The sequence below is a fragment of the Microbispora bryophytorum genome, assembly GCF_043197435.1.
GTDB lineage: Bacteria > Actinomycetota > Actinomycetes > Streptosporangiales > Streptosporangiaceae > Microbispora > Microbispora bryophytorum.
On the sequence record NZ_JBICTF010000003.1, the window covers coordinates 166301 to 182056 of the forward strand.

The following is a 15756-nucleotide window of genomic DNA, read 5'->3' on the forward strand; positions in this document are numbered from 1 at the left end:
CGTTGACCGCATGGCGGGCGGGGCTTCCGTCCGTGTATGCCGATCGCCCATGATGTAGGGCAGATCTGCGCTACCAATCACAGTTATGGAGATGTGCCTCGTGGGAGACGCTGGCACGCGACGGAGGTGCCGACCATGAGCGCCGAAACCTCCGTGCCCCGGCCCCGGGAGCCCGGTTTGGACATATCAGACTCCGACCTCTTCAGAGGCCTGATGTCGGAGGCGCCGTTTGCCTTCGCGTTTTTTAACCCGGATGGGCGTTTCGTCCGGGTCAACTCCACCTTTACCGAGCTGACCGGCCATCCTGTCGAGCTGCATCTTGACCGCCGACCGGCCGAGCTGCTGCCGGCCGACCTGACCACCCTGATCGAGGCGGCGCTGCGCCGTATCGCCGGCGAGGCACTGCCGGTCACCGACCAGCGGATCAGGACCCGCGCGGACAACGGCGACAGCCGCCACTGGACGGTGTCGTTCTTCCCGATGCGCGACGACGACGGCGTCGTCGGAACCGCGCTGTTCGGGGTGGACGTGACCGAACGGCAGCTGAACGAGGAAGTGCTGGAGCGCAGCGAGGAGCGCTACCGCTCGCTGGTGGAATCGCAGCAGCAGCTCGTGTGGATCAGCTCGCCCAGCGGCTCGGTGGCCGAGGACGCGCCCCAGTGGCGGGCCATCACCGGCCAGGGCCTGGAGGAGTACCTCGCGCACGGCTGGCTGGACGCCGTGCACCCCGACGACCGTCCCGGCACCGAGGAGGCGTGGCGTGAGGCGCTGCGCGGCCGGACGATGTTCGAGTGGAGCTACCGGGTGCGCACCCGGGCCAGCGGCTATCGGCACTTCGAGGTCCGGGCCGTGCCCATCATCAGGCACGGCCGCGTGGTGGAGTGGGTCGGGGCGAACACCGACGTCACGCCGCAGCGTGAGGCCGAGGAGATGCGCGGCCGCCTCACCGACCAGCTCGGCGCCGCCGCGCTGCGCACCGCCCGCCTCCAGGGCGCGACCGCCCAGCTCGCCGAGGCGCTCACCGTCGAGCAGGTGGTGCAGGTCATCATCGACGTCGGCCGTACGGCCCTCGCCGCCGACCACTCGTCCGTGGCCCTGCTCGACCTCGACCGGGCGACGCTGAAGCTGATCAGCAGCGGCGGCACCCCGGACACCCGGGGCGAGGAGATCGATCTCTCGCAGCCCAACGTGATGACGATGGCGGTCAACAGCCGCCGCCCGCTCTTCGCCGAGTCGCCCGACAGTCTGCGGGTCCAGCTCGAGGACGCCGGCGCCGAGGAGGCGCAGATCTCCGGCTTTCTCACGCAGACGGACGAGCGGGCCTGGGTGGGCCTGCCGCTGCTGGCGGCCGGGCGGGCGCTCGGCGCGCTGCGGTTCTCGTTCACGCGGACCCAGAAGATCTCACAGGAGGACGGGGTCTTCCTGGAGGCGCTGGCCGGGCAGTGCGCCCTCGCGGTCGAGCGGGCCACGCTGTTCGAGCGCGAGCACAAGACGGCCGAGACGCTGCAGCGCAGCCTGCTGCCCGAGCGCCTGCCGGTGGTGCGGGGCCTCATGCTGGCCTACCGCTTCCGCTCCGGCTCGCGTCACGTGCAGGTGGGCGGCGACTGGTACGACGCGTTCGTCCTTCAGGACGGCCGGGTGGCGGCCGTGGTGGGCGACGTCATGGGCAAGGGCGTCAAGGCGGCCGCCGGCATGGGCCGGATCCGCAACGCCATGCGCGCGCTCGCGCTGACCAACCCGCCCCCGGCCGCGGTGCTGACGGGGCTCGATCGCGTCTTCGAGGCGACCGAGGAGGAGGAGCAGGTCACCACCCTGGCGTACATGGTCGTCGAGCCCGGGACCGGGGAGGGCACGCTGGCCCTGGCCGGTCACCCGCCGCCGCTGCTGGTCTCGCCGCAGGGCGTCGGTCTGCTGCACGAGACCGAGCCGGGCACTCCGCTCGGCTGGGCCACGAGCCGCAAGCAGTTCCGGTTCTGCGTGCCGCCGGGTCACACCGCCGTTCTGTACTCGGACGGTCTGGTGGAGAACCGCAAGCGCGGGCTGGACGCCGGACTCAGGGAGCTTTCGTCCGTCGTGGCCGAAGCGCCCCCGGAGGTCCTGAGCAGCCCGAATATGCTGCTTGATTTCCTGGTGGACCACATGCTGTCCGGGTATGAACAGGATGATGATGTGACGGTACTCGCGATCCACGTCCCACCGGCCACGAAGAGTGACTGAATGAAACAGTCATAACGGTTGCTTTCGGGTATCGGTGACCTCCTTCCGTACGCACTAGTGTCTCGGTCGGCCTAGGGTGGAGGAGCAACCGGCGGGACGCGGCCGTATCACGTACCGCGGCGTGCCACAATGGCATGTCGCGGTCTGTGCGACCTCACCACCGGAAAAGAAGAAGCACCTGGGTCCATTCTCGCCATGCGTTCGTTCGAGAGGTGTTCGTGTCGCCTGCAAGTTCGACTCGCTCGAAGCCGTCGGAGCTGAACGAGCCAGTGATTCAGCAGCTCCTCGAGCGTGGGCGCTCGCAGGGTTTCCTCGAGTCCGAGGATGTCCGCAAGGCCTTCGAGGAAGCGGACATCCCGATGTCGCAAGCCGCTGGATTCCTGCGCAGCCTCAGCAAGGAGGGTGTGACCGTTGTGGTGACGGCCGCCGACTCCGCGGCTCCCAAGCGTTCTCGAGGTCAAGCCAAGCGCCGCACCACCGCGCCCGTCAAGAAGACCACCAAATCCGCAGCGGCCAAGGAGTCGCAGCCGGAAACCGTAACCGCCGTGGTGACCGACTCCGCGCCGGTCGCCAAACCGGCGCCGAAGAAGCCCGCCCCGGCCAAGCCCGCGGCGCCTGCCGGCAAGCCGGCCGCCGCCAAGGCTCCGGCCAAGCCCGCTCCGCCGAAGAAGGCCGCACCCGCCAAGCCGGAGGCCCCCACCACGGGTCCCGAGGCCAAGGCGGCCAAGGCCGACACCAAGCCGAAGTCCGCCGACCTCGCCGAGGACGACGAGGACATCGAGCTCGAAGGTGACGTCGAGATCGAGGACTTCGACATCGAGGTCGAGGACGTCGAGATCGAGGCCGAGGCGGAGACCGAAGAGACCGAGACCGAGGGAGAGGCCGAAGGCGAAGAGCCCAAGGCCGAGGCGCTCGCCCAGTCCGAGGACGAGGTGCTGATCCTCACCGACGACGATGACGACGCGCCCGTCGCCCAGGTCGCGGCGGCCGGCGCCACCGCCGACCCGGTGAAGGACTACCTCAAGCAGATCGGCAAGGTTCCGCTGCTCAACGCCGAGCAGGAGGTCGAGCTCGCCAAGCGGATCGAGGCCGGCCTGTTCGCCGAGGAGCAGCTCGCCCAGGAGGCCGACGGCCTGCCCGTCGACGTCCGCGCCGAGCTGGAGTGGATCGCCGAGGACGGCCACCGCGCCAAGAACCACCTGCTGGAGGCCAACCTCCGTCTCGTGGTCTCGCTGGCCAAGCGGTACACCGGCCGCGGCATGCTGTTCCTGGACCTGATCCAGGAGGGAAACCTGGGCCTGATCCGTGCGGTCGAGAAGTTCGACTACACCAAGGGCTACAAGTTCTCCACGTACGCCACCTGGTGGATCCGGCAGGCGATCACCCGGGCCATGGCCGACCAGGCGCGGACCATCCGCATCCCGGTCCACATGGTCGAGGTGATCAACAAGCTGGCCCGCGTCCAGCGGCAGATGCTGCAGGACCTCGGCCGCGAGCCCACGCCGGAAGAGCTGGCCCGCGAACTCGACATGACCCCTGAGAAGGTCATCGAGGTGCAGAAGTACGGCCGCGAGCCGATCTCTCTGCACACCCCGCTGGGCGAGGAGGGCGACAGCGAGTTCGGCGACCTCATCGAGGACTCCGAGGCCATCGTCCCGGCCGACGCCGTCAGCTTCACGTTGCTGCAGGAGCAGTTGCACTCCGTTCTCGACACGCTGTCGGAGCGGGAGGCGGGCGTGGTGTCGATGCGGTTCGGCCTCACCGACGGTCAGCCGAAGACCCTCGACGAGATCGGGAAGGTCTACGGCGTGACCCGCGAGCGGATCCGCCAGATCGAGTCCAAGACCATGTCGAAGCTGCGCCACCCCTCCCGTTCGCAGGTGCTGCGCGACTACCTGGACTGACGCACGAGTCGATCGTCCCCCGGCCACGCACCACGGCCGGGGGACGTTGACGTAGGAGCGCCCCGCAGCAGGCGAAAGATCTGAGGGAAACGACTTAACGCCCTCGTAACCTCGTGGAAGCGCCACGGGCACGCTGACGCTCCTAGGCTCGCGCCTCATGGGAGTGATCGAAGTGGATCGGGCGCGTGCTCGGGGGCCACGCGTGATCCCGGACCGCCCGTGGGCGGACACCATGCTTGACGAGGCGGTCGAGGCCGCTTCCCGAGGTGACCTCAGACCGGCGTCGGCCGTCCTCGCGGACAGCAGGGGCGACCCGGAGACGCGGTCGCTGCGGGTGGAGGCGCTGTCGCGGACCGCTGTCGGGGCGAGCCGGTCGATCGAGGCGCTGCTCGCCCACGACCAGGGCAATCCCGACCTCTGGCTGTGGCTCGGCCGTACGCGGCTGGAGGAGGCCTGGGAGCTGAGGCCCGACGTGCGGGCCAGGGCGGTGCAGGCGGACCGGCTGCACGCCTACCGGTCGGCGATGGACCAGGCCAGGCAGCCGCTGCTGGCGGCGGCGGGGCTCGCGCCGGGCGACCCGGTGCCGTGGGAGTGCCTGATGTGGCTGGCCATCGGGCTGGACCGGCCGCGCCCCGACAAGGACGCGGTCTGGTACGAATGCTCCCGCCGGTGGCCGGCGCTGTACTCGGGGGCGCTGGCCCGCCTGATCACCCTGTCGCCCGGCTGGGGCGGCTCCGCCCAGGAGATGCTGGGCTTCGCCCGTTCCGCCGCCGCGCACGCCCCGGAGGGCAGCCCGCTCCCGGCACTCGTGCCGATGGCCCACTTCGAGATCGTCGCCGCCGGGCGCACCCCCATGTCCCGGGGCGGCTGGTTCTCCTTCGAGGCGCAGCGCGACATCGTCTCGGCCGCCGGCCACTGGGCCGAGCGGCGCATCGGCGGGGCGCACCCGCGCTCGGTCGAGGCGCACAACGTCTTCGGCGCCGCCTTCTACCTGTCCGACCTCCGGCGTCCGGCGCGCGGGCATCTCGCCAGGACGGGCGGCCGCTTCAGCAGGCTGCCCTGGTCGCATCTCGGCGATCCGGCGCAGCAGTATCGCCGGGCCTGCGCCCGGCTGAATCTCTGACTCACTCGTCCACGATCACGTCGAGGGTCCGCGGCTTTCCGCGGCCGGTCGGCGCCGCCAGTTCCACCCGATGTCCCCGGCCGGTCAGCAGGTCGGCCAGGTCACCGGCCGTGCGGGGCCGGTCGGAGGTCTCGACGAGCGTGCGGGCCACCACGCCCCGGGTGGCCTTCGCCATGTGGCTGACGACGGTCCGCTTCCCGGCGGCCTCCCGCAGCACCCGCACGGCCACGCCGCGTTCGCCGGGCTGCCAGGCGGCGGCGTACGTCGCGGACCGCATGTCCACCACGAGCCCCTTCGTCGCGTCGAGCACCGCGCCGATCGACGGCCGCCAGAACGCGGCCAGGCCGCCCATCGGCGGCAGCCGTACGCCCATGGACAGCCGGTAGGGCGGCACCCGGTCGGACGGGCGCAGCAGGCCCCACAGCGCCGAGAACACGACGATCCTCCGGTCGGCCCGCCGCCGGGCCTCGGGGGCAAGGGCGGCGAGGCCCAGATTGTCGTACAGCACGCCGGTGTAGAGGGCGGCGACGGGCAGTGTGCGCGCCGTGGGGAGCGCCAGGTTGCGCTCGATCTCGCCGGTCTGCCCCTCCGACAGGCCGAGCACGTCGCGCGCCTCGGGCGTGCGGCAGAGCGAGACGAGGGCGTCGAGGACCTTCTCGCGCGGGGAGGCGAGTTCGGGGAAGCTGAGTCGGCGGACGGCAGAGGTGCCCCGCTCAGCCTTCCCCTCCGAGGGCGGAAGCAGGATGAGCACGGTTCCGCAGCCTACTGCGCCCCGACCGGAGAGTTTCCCCCGATCGGGGCGCAGCCCGAAGGCGATGGCCGGGCTCAGTCCCGGCCGGTCTCCACCGCCTTGAGCACGGCCTCCGTGATCGAGCGCGGATCCACGCCGAAGTGCCTGCGGACCGCCTCGCGGGTGCCCGACAGCCCGAATCCGTCGGTGCCGAGCGAGGTCCACGGCCGGTCGATCCACGGGCTGATCTGGTCCGGCACCGCGCGCATCCAGTCGCTGACCGCGATCACCGGCCCCGAGGTCCCGGCCAGGGCCTGCCGGATGTACGGCACGCCCGTCGCGGTCATGGCGTCGCGGCGCAGCTCGCTCCACGAGGTGACCGACCACACGTCCACGCCCAGGCCGTACTCCTCCCGGAGCAGCCGCTGCGCCTCCAGCGCCCAGTGGATCGCGGTGCCGCTGGCCAGCAGATGGGCCTGGCCGCCTCCGTCGGAGAACCGGTAGATCCCCCGGAGGATGCCCTCCTCGACCCCCTCCGGCATCGCCGGCTGGGGCATCGGCTCGTTGTAGACGGTCAGGTAGTAGAACACGTTCTCGGCGGCCGGGCCGTACATGCGCCGCAGTCCCTCGCGCACGATCGTCCCCACCTCGTAGGCGAAGGCGGGGTCGTAGGCCAGGCACGCGGGATTGGCCGAGGCGAGGAGCTGAGAGTGGCCGTCAGCGTGCTGCAGGCCCTCCCCGGTCATCGTGGTCCGGCCGGCGGTGGCGCCGATGAGGAACCCGCGGCCGAGCTGGTCGGCCAGCGCCCACATCTGGTCGCCGGTGCGCTGCCAGCCGAACATCGAGTAGAAGATGTAGAAGGGGATCATGGGTTCGCCGTGGGTGGCGTAGCTGGAGGCCGCGGCCGTGAACGACGCCATCGACCCGGCCTCGGTGATCCCTTCCAGCAGGATCTGCCCGTCGGTCGCCTCCTTGTACGCCAACAGCAGGTCCCTGTCGACGGACTCGTAGCGCTGGCCCAGCGGCGAGTAGATCTTGGCGGTGGGGAAAAGCGACTCCATGCCGAACGTCCTGGCCTCGTCGGGCACGATCGGCACCCAGCGGCGTCCCGTCTCCGGCTCCTTCATCAGGTCCTTGGCCAGACGGACGAAGGCCATGGTCGTGGCCACCGGCTGCTTCGAGCCCTTCTCCAGGGCCCGGAACGGCGCCTCGTCCGGGGTGGGCAGGGGGCGGGGGGAGACCGAGCGGCGGGGGAGGGGCCCGCCCAGTTCGCGGCGACGCTCGGCGGCGTACCGCGCCTCGGGCGAGTCCGGGCCGGGATGCACGTAGGGCGGCAGGTCGCCGTCGAGCGCCTTGTCCGGCACCGGCAGGCCGAGCCGGTCGCGCAGCGCGCGGAACTCGTCCTTGGTGAGCTTCTTCATCTGGTGGTTGGCGTTGCGCGCCTCGATCCCCGCACCGAGGGTCCAGCCCTTCACGGTCTGCACGAGGATCACCGTGGGCGCGCCGCGGTTGTCCATGGCCTTGCGGTAGGCCGCGTACACCTTCCGCGGTTCGTGGCCCGCCCGGGACCCGCCGACGACGCGCCGCAGGTGCTCGTCGGAGTAGGGCACGTCCAGGCCCTGGAACAACCGCTCCCTGATGTAGGAGCCCGTCGAGGCGGCGAACGTCTGGAACTGCCCGTCCGGCACCTCGCCCAGCCGGGCCACCAGTTCGTCCGAGCCGAGCAGCTCGTCCCACTCCCGGCCCCACAGCGCCTTGACCACGTGCCAGCCCGAGCCCCTGAAGACGCTCTCAAGCTCCTGCACGATGCGGGTGTTGCCGCGCACCGGCCCGTCGAGCCGCTGCAGATTGCAGTTGATCACGAACGTGAGGTTGTCGAGCCCCTCGCGGGCGGCCAGGGTGAGGGCGGCCGTGGACTCCGGCTCGTCCATCTCGCCGTCGCCGAGGAAAGCCCATACGTGGCTCTGCGAGGTGTCCTTGATGCCGCGGTTGTGCAGGTAGCGGTTGAACCTGGCCTGGTAGACCGCGTTGAGCGGGCCGATGCCCATGGAGACGGTGGGGAACTGCCAGAAGTCCGGCATGGACCGCGGATGGGGGTACGACGGCAGCCCGCCCTCGGGCTCGCGCCTGAACAGGTCGAGCTGGGGTTCGCTCAGCCTGCCCTCAAGAAAGGCTCGGGCGTAGATGCCGGGGGAGGCGTGGCCCTGGAAGTAGACCTGGTCGCGACCGGCGTGGAAGAAGTGGTTGAAGCCCACCTCATACAGCCAGGCGGCCGAGGCGTAGGTCGCCAGGTGGCCGCCGAGCCCCAGCCGGCTGCCCCGGGTTATCATCGCTGCGGCGTTCCACCGGTCGTACGCCGCGATGCGTTCCTCCAGCTCCAGGTCACCGGGGTATCCGGGCTCCTCGGAGGTCGGGACGGTGTTGATGTAGCGGGTGGTCGTCGCCAGCCGCTTCAGCAGGTAGTCGGCCCGTTCGGGGCCGGCTGCACGGCGGACCGCCTCGAGGGATTCGAGCCATTCGGCGGTCTCCTGCGGGTCGAGGTCTTCTTCCATGAATCCATTAAACACCCTAATGATCGATCATAGGATGTCTGGTCCGCCCTATCATCGGTCCCGTGGAACCCGTCGTGCGATCACCGCTTCGCGACCAGATCCGGCAAACCGTGCTCGACGACCTGAGCAACGGCCGATGGAAGCCTGGCGATCGTATCGTCGAGCGGCGGATGGCGGCCGAGCTGGGTGTCAGCCAGGCCCCGGTGCGCGAGGCGCTGCGCGAGCTGGAGGCGCTCAGGCTCATCGAATCCGCGCCCAACAAGGGCGCGCGGGTCCGCAGGCTCACCCGGAGCGATCTCCGCGAGGTGTACCAGGTGCGGGCGGGCCTGGAGGAGACGGCCGTCCGGCTGGGCAGGCCCCGCGTGGAGGCGTTGCGTACGCACCTCGGCCGTCTGCACGAGGCGGCGGCGGCCGGTGCCCTGCACGATCAGGTGCGGCACGGCGTCGCCTTCCACCGGGAGATCGTCAAAGCCTCGGGCAACGACGTGCTGCTGTCGGTGTGGGAGTCGCTCGGCATCGAGGTGTGGACGCACCTGTCGATCCGCCTGTTCCGGATGCCGCACGAGAGCGCCGCCGGGCACGAACCTCTTGTGGAGGCGTTCGAGCGGGACGATCCGGGGGTGGGCGTCCTGCTCCGCGAGCACCTGCTCGGCTACGCTCCGGGCGAACCCGAGGGAAGGATCTAGCCCTTCTGGCGATCGTGGCGAGGGGTACGAGGAACCGGTGAACGAGGAAATCGCGCAGTTCGACCTGCTTGTGGATGCGGCATGGCCGGCGCCTGGACGGGCCGAGGACGGCGGATGGACCTACCGGCACGCGGGCGGCGTGACGAAGCGGGCCAACTCGGTGCTGCCGCTGGGAGAGCGGGCGGACCTGCCGGAGGCGGTGGACCGGGCCGAGCGCTTCTACGCGGGCATCGGACAGCCCTGCGTGTTCTCGGTCGGCATGGGCGCCTCGCCGGGGCTCGACGACGAACTCGGCCGTCGCGGCTACGAGCTCGTGGATCCCACTCTGGTGATGACCAGGCCGCTCACCGGCGTTGAGCCCGCCGCCGGTGCGGCGGTGGAGGACAGGCCGTCAGAACGGTGGCTGCGCACCTGGTGGGGCGTGGACGGCGGGCGCCACCGCGAGACCGGGGAGGTTCCGGCGCGGACGTGGGGTGAGCGCATCCTCGGCGGGGTGCCCGCCGGATACGTCCTCCTCGACGAGGGCGCGGTCGGAAGGGGCGTGCCGCAGGGGCGATGGCTCGGGGTCTACTGCATGGCGGTCGAGCCGCACGCCAGGCGGCTCGGGCTGGGCACGGGCGTTCTGCGCACCCTGCTCGCCTGGGGGCGGCGGTGCGGCGCCGACGATGCGTATCTGGTGGTGACGCAGGCCAACACCGGTGCCCTCGCGCTCTACGAGCGCGAGGGGTTCACCGTCGCCGGCCGCTACCACTACCGGGTGCGGTCCTGACCCGCCGGCGCTGCCCGCCGCGTACCCCGGGGGAAACGGGGAACGGCGGTCGCGCCGAGCGGGCGGCCCGGGCCGACACCCGGGTCGACGGCTTGTGCCGGCGGCTTATATGGCGACGGCGCCCGGAGCCGACATCATCGTCTGACGCTCCGGCACGCCGTCTATAGGGTCAGCGCTCGCCTTCAGGGGCGGACGCGGGGGATTCACTGAGTCGGGCCGACTCGTCCTGGATCTCAGCACCTTTGTCGCGCAGCACAGTCACGTGCTGACGCCCATGGTGGGCGCAGAACAGCAACTCCCCACCCACGGGCAGGGTCGCGCGGATGTAGGCCTGAGCACCGCACCGGTCGCACCGGTCCAGGGCCGTCAGCGGCTTGATGGGGGCGAGAGCTCCAGTCACGTATCGCCTTTCGGGTCGCCCCACGCTGTGGGGACGTTGGCGTCAGTCACTTGGCACAACATCTAACCGGATACGGGCCTTCCCAATCATGCTCCGACTACGCCGAGAGCAGAATGATCGGGAAAGTGACGGGGATCACATTGAAAGTGCCGGTCATTGTGCTGCGCCTGGCAAGCTGGTGCGCGTACAAACATTAGGTGGCGTTAAGCTGCGTACGCGTGTTCGATTGATAAGTAGGAGTTGGGTGTGACTGCGGTTCGCGCGGAGACGGGATACACCGCCCGTCATCTCTCTGTGCTGGAAGGCCTGGAGGCCGTCCGCAAGCGCCCGGGGATGTACATCGGCTCCACGGACACGCGCGGGCTCATGCACTGCCTGTGGGAGATCGTGGACAACGCGGTCGACGAGGCGCTCGGAGGCTACTGCACACGGATCGAGGTCGAGCTGCACGCGGACGGCTCGATCGAGGTGCGTGACAACGGGCGCGGCATTCCCGTCGACATCGAGCCCAAGAGCGGCCTGGCCGGCATCGAGCTCGTCTACACGAAGCTCCACGCGGGCGGCAAGTTCGGCGGTGGCTCCTACGGCGCCTCCGGCGGTCTGCACGGTGTCGGCGCCTCGGTGGTCAACGCGCTGTCCTCCCGCGTCGACGTTGAGGTCGACCGCGACGGCAAGGTCCACCAGATCAGCTTCCGCCGGGGCGTGCCCGGCGTGTTCGACGGCGACGGCCCGACCGCCAAGTTCCGCAAGAAGTCCGGCCTGCGCGACGGCGGCCCGGCCCCGCGCAACACCACCGGCACCCGCGTGCGCTTCTGGGCCGACCGGCAGATCTTCCTGCCCGAGGCGGAGGTCTCGCTCGACGAGATCCACGTGCGGCTGCGCCAGACGGCCTTCCTGGTGCCGGGGCTCACGCTCGTGGTGCGCGACGTCCGCGGCGAGGAGCCGGTCGAGGAGACGTTCCGCTTCGACGGCGGCATCAGCGAGTTCACCGAGTTCCTCTCCCGGGACGAGGCCGTGTGCGACGTGCTGCGGCTGCAGGGCGAGGGCCACTTCCACGAGACGGTCCCCGTGCTCGACGAGCAGGGGCACATGACGCCGACCGAAGTCGAGCGGGAGCTCACCGTCGACGTCGCGATCCGCTGGGGGAAGGGCTACGAGACGACCGTACGCTCGTTCGTGAACGTGATCGCCACGCCGAAGGGCGGCACCCACGTCGCGGGCTTCGAGCGGGCGGTGGTCCGCACGGTCAACGAGCAGCTCAGGGAGACCCGGCTGCTGAAGAACGGCGACGAGCCGGTGACCAAGGAGGACATCCTCGAAGGGCTGACCGCGGTCGTCACCGTGCGGGTGCCCGAGCCGCAGTTCGAGGGACAGACCAAGGAGGTGCTCGGCACCTCCGCGGCCAGCCGCATCGTCGCCCACGTGGTCGCCCGTGAGCTCAAGGCGCTGTTCGCCACCCCCAAGCGGGGGCAGAAGCAGCAGCTGCGCGCGGTGCTGGAGAAGGTCGTCGCCGCGGCCAAGGCCCGCATCGCCGCCCGGGAGCACCGTGACAACCAGCGGCGCAAGTCCGCCCTGGAGAACTCGGCGCTGCCCGCCAAGCTGGTCGACTGCCGCAGCGACGACGTCGACCGCAGCGAGCTGTTCATCGTCGAGGGCGACTCCGCCCTGGGCACGGCCAAGCTCGCCCGCGACTCGGAGTTCCAGGCTCTGCTGCCGATCCGGGGCAAGATCCTGAACGTGCAGAAGGCGTCGGTCGCCGACATGCTCAAGAACGCCGAGTGCGCGGCGATCATCCAGGTGGTCGGCGCCGGGTCCGGCCGCTCGTTCGACATCGAGTCGGCCCGCTACGGCAAGATCATCCTGATGGCCGACGCGGATGTGGACGGCGCGCACATCCGCTGCCTGCTGCTCACGCTCTTCCACCGCTACATGAAGCCGATGGTCGAGGCCGGGCGGGTGTTCGCCGCGGTGCCGCCGCTGCACCGCATCGAGGTCACCAATCCCGGGCGTGGCCAGGACAAGTACATCTACACCTACAGCGACGCCGAGCTGCACAAGGTCATGCGTGACCTGGAGCGGCGCGGCAAGCGCTGGAAGGACCCCGTGCAGCGTTACAAGGGCCTCGGTGAGATGGACGCCGACCAGCTCGCCGAGACGACCATGGACCCCCGCCACCGCGTCCTGCGCCGCGTGCGGATCGAGGACGTGGAGGATGCCGAGCACATCTTCAACCTCCTCATGGGCAGCGACGTGGGCCCGCGCCGCGAGTTCATCATCGGCAGCGCCGCCGAGGTGGACCGCGACCACATCGACGCCTGACCGATGCCCGCCGTGCACCGGCTCGGCGGTCTTGAGCTCAGCGGTTTTGAGCTCGGCGTCGCGAGTTCGGCGTCTTGAGCTCAGCGTCGCGGGCCGTTGGTCCTCGCCCCGATCGGGCGGTGGTTTTCCGACTTTTCCGGGCTACGTGGCGTGTGACGGGCGCAGGCCGCGTCAGGGCTTGACCTCGCGCAGCCGCCCGGTCTCGACCTCGTAGACGAACCCCCGCACCGAGTCCTTGTGGGGGATGAACGGGTCGGCCGTGATCCTGTTGATCGACTGGATGACGTCCGCGTCGAGGTCGGAGAACGCCTCGGCGGCCCAGTCGGGCTTGATCCCGACCTCGGTCTCGATGCCCCGGCGGAAGTCGTCGTCGGTGAAGGTCAGCATGCCGCAGTCCGTGTGGTGGATGAGGATGATCTCCCGCGTGCCGAGCAGGCGCTGGCTGATGGCGAGGCTGCGCCGCTCGTCCGCGGTCACCACGCCGCCGGCGTTGCGGATGACGTGAGCGTCGCCCTCGGTCAGCCCGAGCAGGCCGTACACGTTCAGCCGGGCGTCCATGCAGGCGAGGACGGCCACCCCGCGCGCCGGGGGCAGTGGCAGGTGTCCCTTGTCGAAGCCCGCGGCGTACCGCTCGGCATTGGTGAGCAGTTCGTCGGTGACGCTCATGAGGTGTCCCTTCTGGTCGCGTGAGTCGCTGGTCCCACCCTTGCCGCTTATCCCTACCAAGTCAATAGGGATAATGACTACCTGTGATTTGGAGGTGCCGGACGGTCATCTGTGACCAGGGATCGCATGACATCTCTCGACAACGACCGGAAGAGCCATGCGACCGTGCGGCCGCTCACCGCTGAGGACGTCGCCCGGATGCGGGAGCTGTTCACCGAGCGGTGGGGAGGAGTCGTCTCGGTCAGCCGGACTCGATCTCCAGGGTGCTGACCCGGTTGCGGGCCTCAAGCATGCCCTCCCGGTAGCGTTCGTCCCAGTCCGGGTCGTCGTCGCGGATGGACCTGACCGTCTGCCTGGTCAGCTCCAACGGCCCGTTGGGGCCGGGCGCGACCTTGCGTACGACGATCATGGTCCACCCGTTCTCCATGACCGTGCCGGCCTCCCAGCGGGGCGAGCCGGCCGCCTCGCGCCGGGCCGCCGGCTTCCCGGCGCGAGTGAGCGTCACGAGCAGATACACGAGCACAACGATGACGATGAGCGTCACCGGAAGGGCGAGCAGGCGCATCGGGGGTCCCGGCTCCCTACTTGGTGGGCAGAGCGACGCCTCCAGTATTGCCCGGCGCGTACACCGTGATGCCCTGGGGCAGTGCCTTGAGCTTCTCGATCTCCGCGCACGTGGGGCACTTGGTGTAGCCGTCCTGCCGGGCCTTGTTGGCGTCCGCCTCCGCGCGCGCCTGGGCGACCTTCGCCTGCGCCTCTGTGACCTTCGCGAACGCGGCCTGCGCCTGGTTGACCGCCTCCTGGACCTCGCTGGGCAGGGTGACCCGCGAAAGGTTGAAGTGGATGCCGGTGAGATAGTCGGCGCCGAGGGTCGACTTGAGGTCCTCGGCCAGGCTCGTGTTCACCGCTCCCTGGATCTTGGCGATGTTGGCGTTGTTGCCCTGCTGCGGCACGCCCCCGGTCTGCTGGCCGCCGCTGTTGTTCTGCACGAGCGCGCAGGAGGAGACCAGTTGCGCGCACCGGAAGTTGTTGATCTGGGTGCGCAGGTCGTTGTCGATCACCGGCCGGACGATCTGGTCGAGGAAGGCGGACCAGCCCTCGTCGCCCTCCCAGGGGTAATAGGTCCCGCCGTTGGTGCTGCGGAACTTGCGCGTGCCGAACTTGTCGTCGAACGACTCCAGCGTCTGGTGGTCGAGGTTGAGGCCGAAGTAGAGCGTGCCCTCGATGCCCATGTTGACGCCGTCGCCGCTCGGCACGTTGACCACGTCGACACCGGACCTCTCGCCGTGTCCGGCGTCGGAGGTGATCGTGTAGAACCGCTGCTGGGCAGGGTAGCGGTGTATCTGGGACCACCAGCCGATCCAGGTCACGCCGGAACCGGAGTCGATCACCTGCCGGACCTTGTTGTCGTCGAGCGGGCCGCCGTCGCGGACGACCGCCACCTCGCCGCCGCTGGTGCGTTCGAACCCGCTGAACGCGCCTAGCAGGGTGGGCGCCCCGGCGACGATGAGCGCCAGGATCACCAGGATGGCGATGCCGCGGAAGGAGCGGCGTGAGGTGCCGCCGGAGGCGGAGGGGGTGCGGCTGGGCATGCGGGCTCCTTGGGGGGCGCCTCGGGACCGGTTGTGGTGCCGGGGAAAAGATCGCGTTGTCCTCGGCACGACAACGTAGCAGCCGGGTGTCCCGGTTCCGGGATGTCCGGCGGCCGGAGAAGGCGCCCCGCCCGGCCCCGTACGGCAGACCGGGCGGCCTGCCGTACGGGGGTGGGGTCACAGCTCGACGGGCTGGAGCCGTCCCGTGTGCACGTCGTACAGCGCGCCGCCCACGACGAGGTCGTCGGGCAGGTAGGGGCTGGAGGTGATGCGGGTGATGTCGTGCCGCAGTGCGGCGCGTTGGTCGGGCACGGTCTGGAACTCGAGGCTGCGGGTGTCGACGCCGTAATCGGCGGCGATGAGGTTGTGCACGTCCTCGTCGGTCGACTTGGACATCCGGCAGTCGGTGTGCGGCATCACCAGCACGCGGTCGACGCCGAGCAGGTAGACGGCGAGGACGAGGGTCCGCAGGACGTCGTCCGTCACCCGCGCCCCCGCGTTGCGCAGGATCTTCGCGTCGCCCGCCGTCAGGCCGAGCAGCCCGAGCGGGTCGATGCGGGAGTCCATGCACGTCACCACCGCGAGCCCACGCGCCGCCCGGCCACTGAGGCCGGAGTGGGTGAACGTGCTCGCGTACTTCTCGTTGGCGTCCAGCAGATCGTCGAAAGCTCCGGTCATGTCACAGATGTTGCCCGATGCCCTCCGGGAGGTCATCGCGGGGGGCTGGCTTTTGTGCACTCCCGGCGGGTGGCATCACATGAAACACCGGTATAGGGTCTTCACTGGTGTTGAACCTGA

Annotated in this window: 13 protein-coding genes; 6 read left to right on the forward strand and 7 right to left on the reverse strand. The window is 70.1% G+C overall.

Annotation, left to right across the window (positions count from 1 at the left end; all coding sequences use genetic code 11):
* Nucleotides 1-135: 135 nt before the first annotated feature.
* From ACGFIB_RS10160 to ACGFIB_RS10170, 3 genes are all read left to right on the forward strand, one after another.
* Entirely contained in the window at nt 136-2217 is a 2082-nt protein-coding gene (locus ACGFIB_RS10160) for a SpoIIE family protein phosphatase (protein ID WP_393370305.1), read from the forward strand.
* Nucleotides 2218-2435: 218 nt separating this feature from the next.
* Nucleotides 2436-4121, forward strand: coding sequence for an RNA polymerase sigma factor (locus ACGFIB_RS10165; RefSeq protein ID WP_229689884.1), 1686 nt, complete (start codon nt 2436-2438; stop codon nt 4119-4121).
* Nucleotides 4122-4278: 157 nt separating this feature from the next.
* Nucleotides 4279-5244: a hypothetical protein gene (locus tag ACGFIB_RS10170; protein ID WP_191051260.1), complete on the forward strand. Its 966-nt coding sequence runs from the start codon at nt 4279-4281 to the stop codon at nt 5242-5244.
* Between the two features lies 1 nt (nt 5245).
* On the opposite strand, the gene ACGFIB_RS10175 is transcribed toward ACGFIB_RS10170, so the two are convergent.
* Both ACGFIB_RS10175 and aceE read right to left on the reverse strand, forming a co-directional pair.
* Nucleotides 5246-5995 carry a YaaA family protein gene (locus tag ACGFIB_RS10175; RefSeq protein ID WP_142573038.1) on the reverse strand — a complete coding sequence of 250 codons (750 nt, stop codon included), beginning with the start codon at nt 5993-5995 and terminating at the stop codon, nt 5246-5248.
* Between the two features lie 74 nt (nt 5996-6069).
* Complete coding sequence (gene aceE / locus ACGFIB_RS10180) at nt 6070-8526, reverse strand: pyruvate dehydrogenase (acetyl-transferring), homodimeric type (RefSeq protein WP_393370309.1); 2457 nt, start codon at nt 8524-8526, stop codon at nt 6070-6072.
* Nucleotides 8527-8588: 62 nt separating this feature from the next.
* Here aceE and ACGFIB_RS10185 point away from each other — a divergent pair, with 62 nt between their 5' ends.
* Both ACGFIB_RS10185 and ACGFIB_RS10190 read left to right on the forward strand, forming a co-directional pair.
* Nucleotides 8589-9212, forward strand: coding sequence for a GntR family transcriptional regulator (locus tag ACGFIB_RS10185; RefSeq protein ID WP_142573034.1), 624 nt, complete (start codon nt 8589-8591; stop codon nt 9210-9212).
* Nucleotides 9213-9249: 37 nt separating this feature from the next.
* Nucleotides 9250-9981 carry a GNAT family N-acetyltransferase gene (locus ACGFIB_RS10190; RefSeq protein ID WP_393370314.1) on the forward strand — a complete coding sequence of 244 codons (732 nt, stop codon included), beginning with the start codon at nt 9250-9252 and terminating at the stop codon, nt 9979-9981.
* A 169-nt stretch (nt 9982-10150) separates the two neighbouring features.
* Here the strand turns inward: ACGFIB_RS10190 and ACGFIB_RS10195 are convergent, their stop codons facing one another.
* On the reverse strand, nt 10151-10381 hold the full coding sequence (locus tag ACGFIB_RS10195; protein WP_142573030.1) for a DUF7455 domain-containing protein: 231 nt from the start codon (nt 10379-10381) through the stop codon (nt 10151-10153).
* A gap of 246 nt (nt 10382-10627) precedes the next feature.
* Between ACGFIB_RS10195 and ACGFIB_RS10200 the strand changes: the two genes are divergently transcribed.
* Nucleotides 10628-12700 carry a DNA gyrase/topoisomerase IV subunit B gene (locus tag ACGFIB_RS10200; protein ID WP_357245908.1) on the forward strand — a complete coding sequence of 691 codons (2073 nt, stop codon included), beginning with the start codon at nt 10628-10630 and terminating at the stop codon, nt 12698-12700.
* A 171-nt stretch (nt 12701-12871) separates the two neighbouring features.
* On the opposite strand, the gene ACGFIB_RS10205 is transcribed toward ACGFIB_RS10200, so the two are convergent.
* The 4 genes from ACGFIB_RS10205 to ACGFIB_RS10220 form a co-directional block, all read right to left on the reverse strand.
* Nucleotides 12872-13366, reverse strand: coding sequence for a beta-class carbonic anhydrase (locus tag ACGFIB_RS10205; protein WP_393370319.1), 495 nt, complete (start codon nt 13364-13366; stop codon nt 12872-12874).
* Nucleotides 13367-13607: 241 nt separating this feature from the next.
* Nucleotides 13608-13931, reverse strand: coding sequence for a hypothetical protein (locus tag ACGFIB_RS10210; protein WP_393370322.1), 324 nt, complete (start codon nt 13929-13931; stop codon nt 13608-13610).
* Between the two features lie 16 nt (nt 13932-13947).
* Complete coding sequence (locus ACGFIB_RS10215) at nt 13948-14958, reverse strand: SPFH domain-containing protein (RefSeq protein ID WP_357245916.1); 1011 nt, start codon at nt 14956-14958, stop codon at nt 13948-13950.
* A 177-nt stretch (nt 14959-15135) separates the two neighbouring features.
* On the reverse strand, nt 15136-15636 hold the full coding sequence (locus tag ACGFIB_RS10220; protein WP_357245919.1) for a beta-class carbonic anhydrase: 501 nt from the start codon (nt 15634-15636) through the stop codon (nt 15136-15138).
* Nucleotides 15637-15756 lie beyond the last annotated feature (120 nt).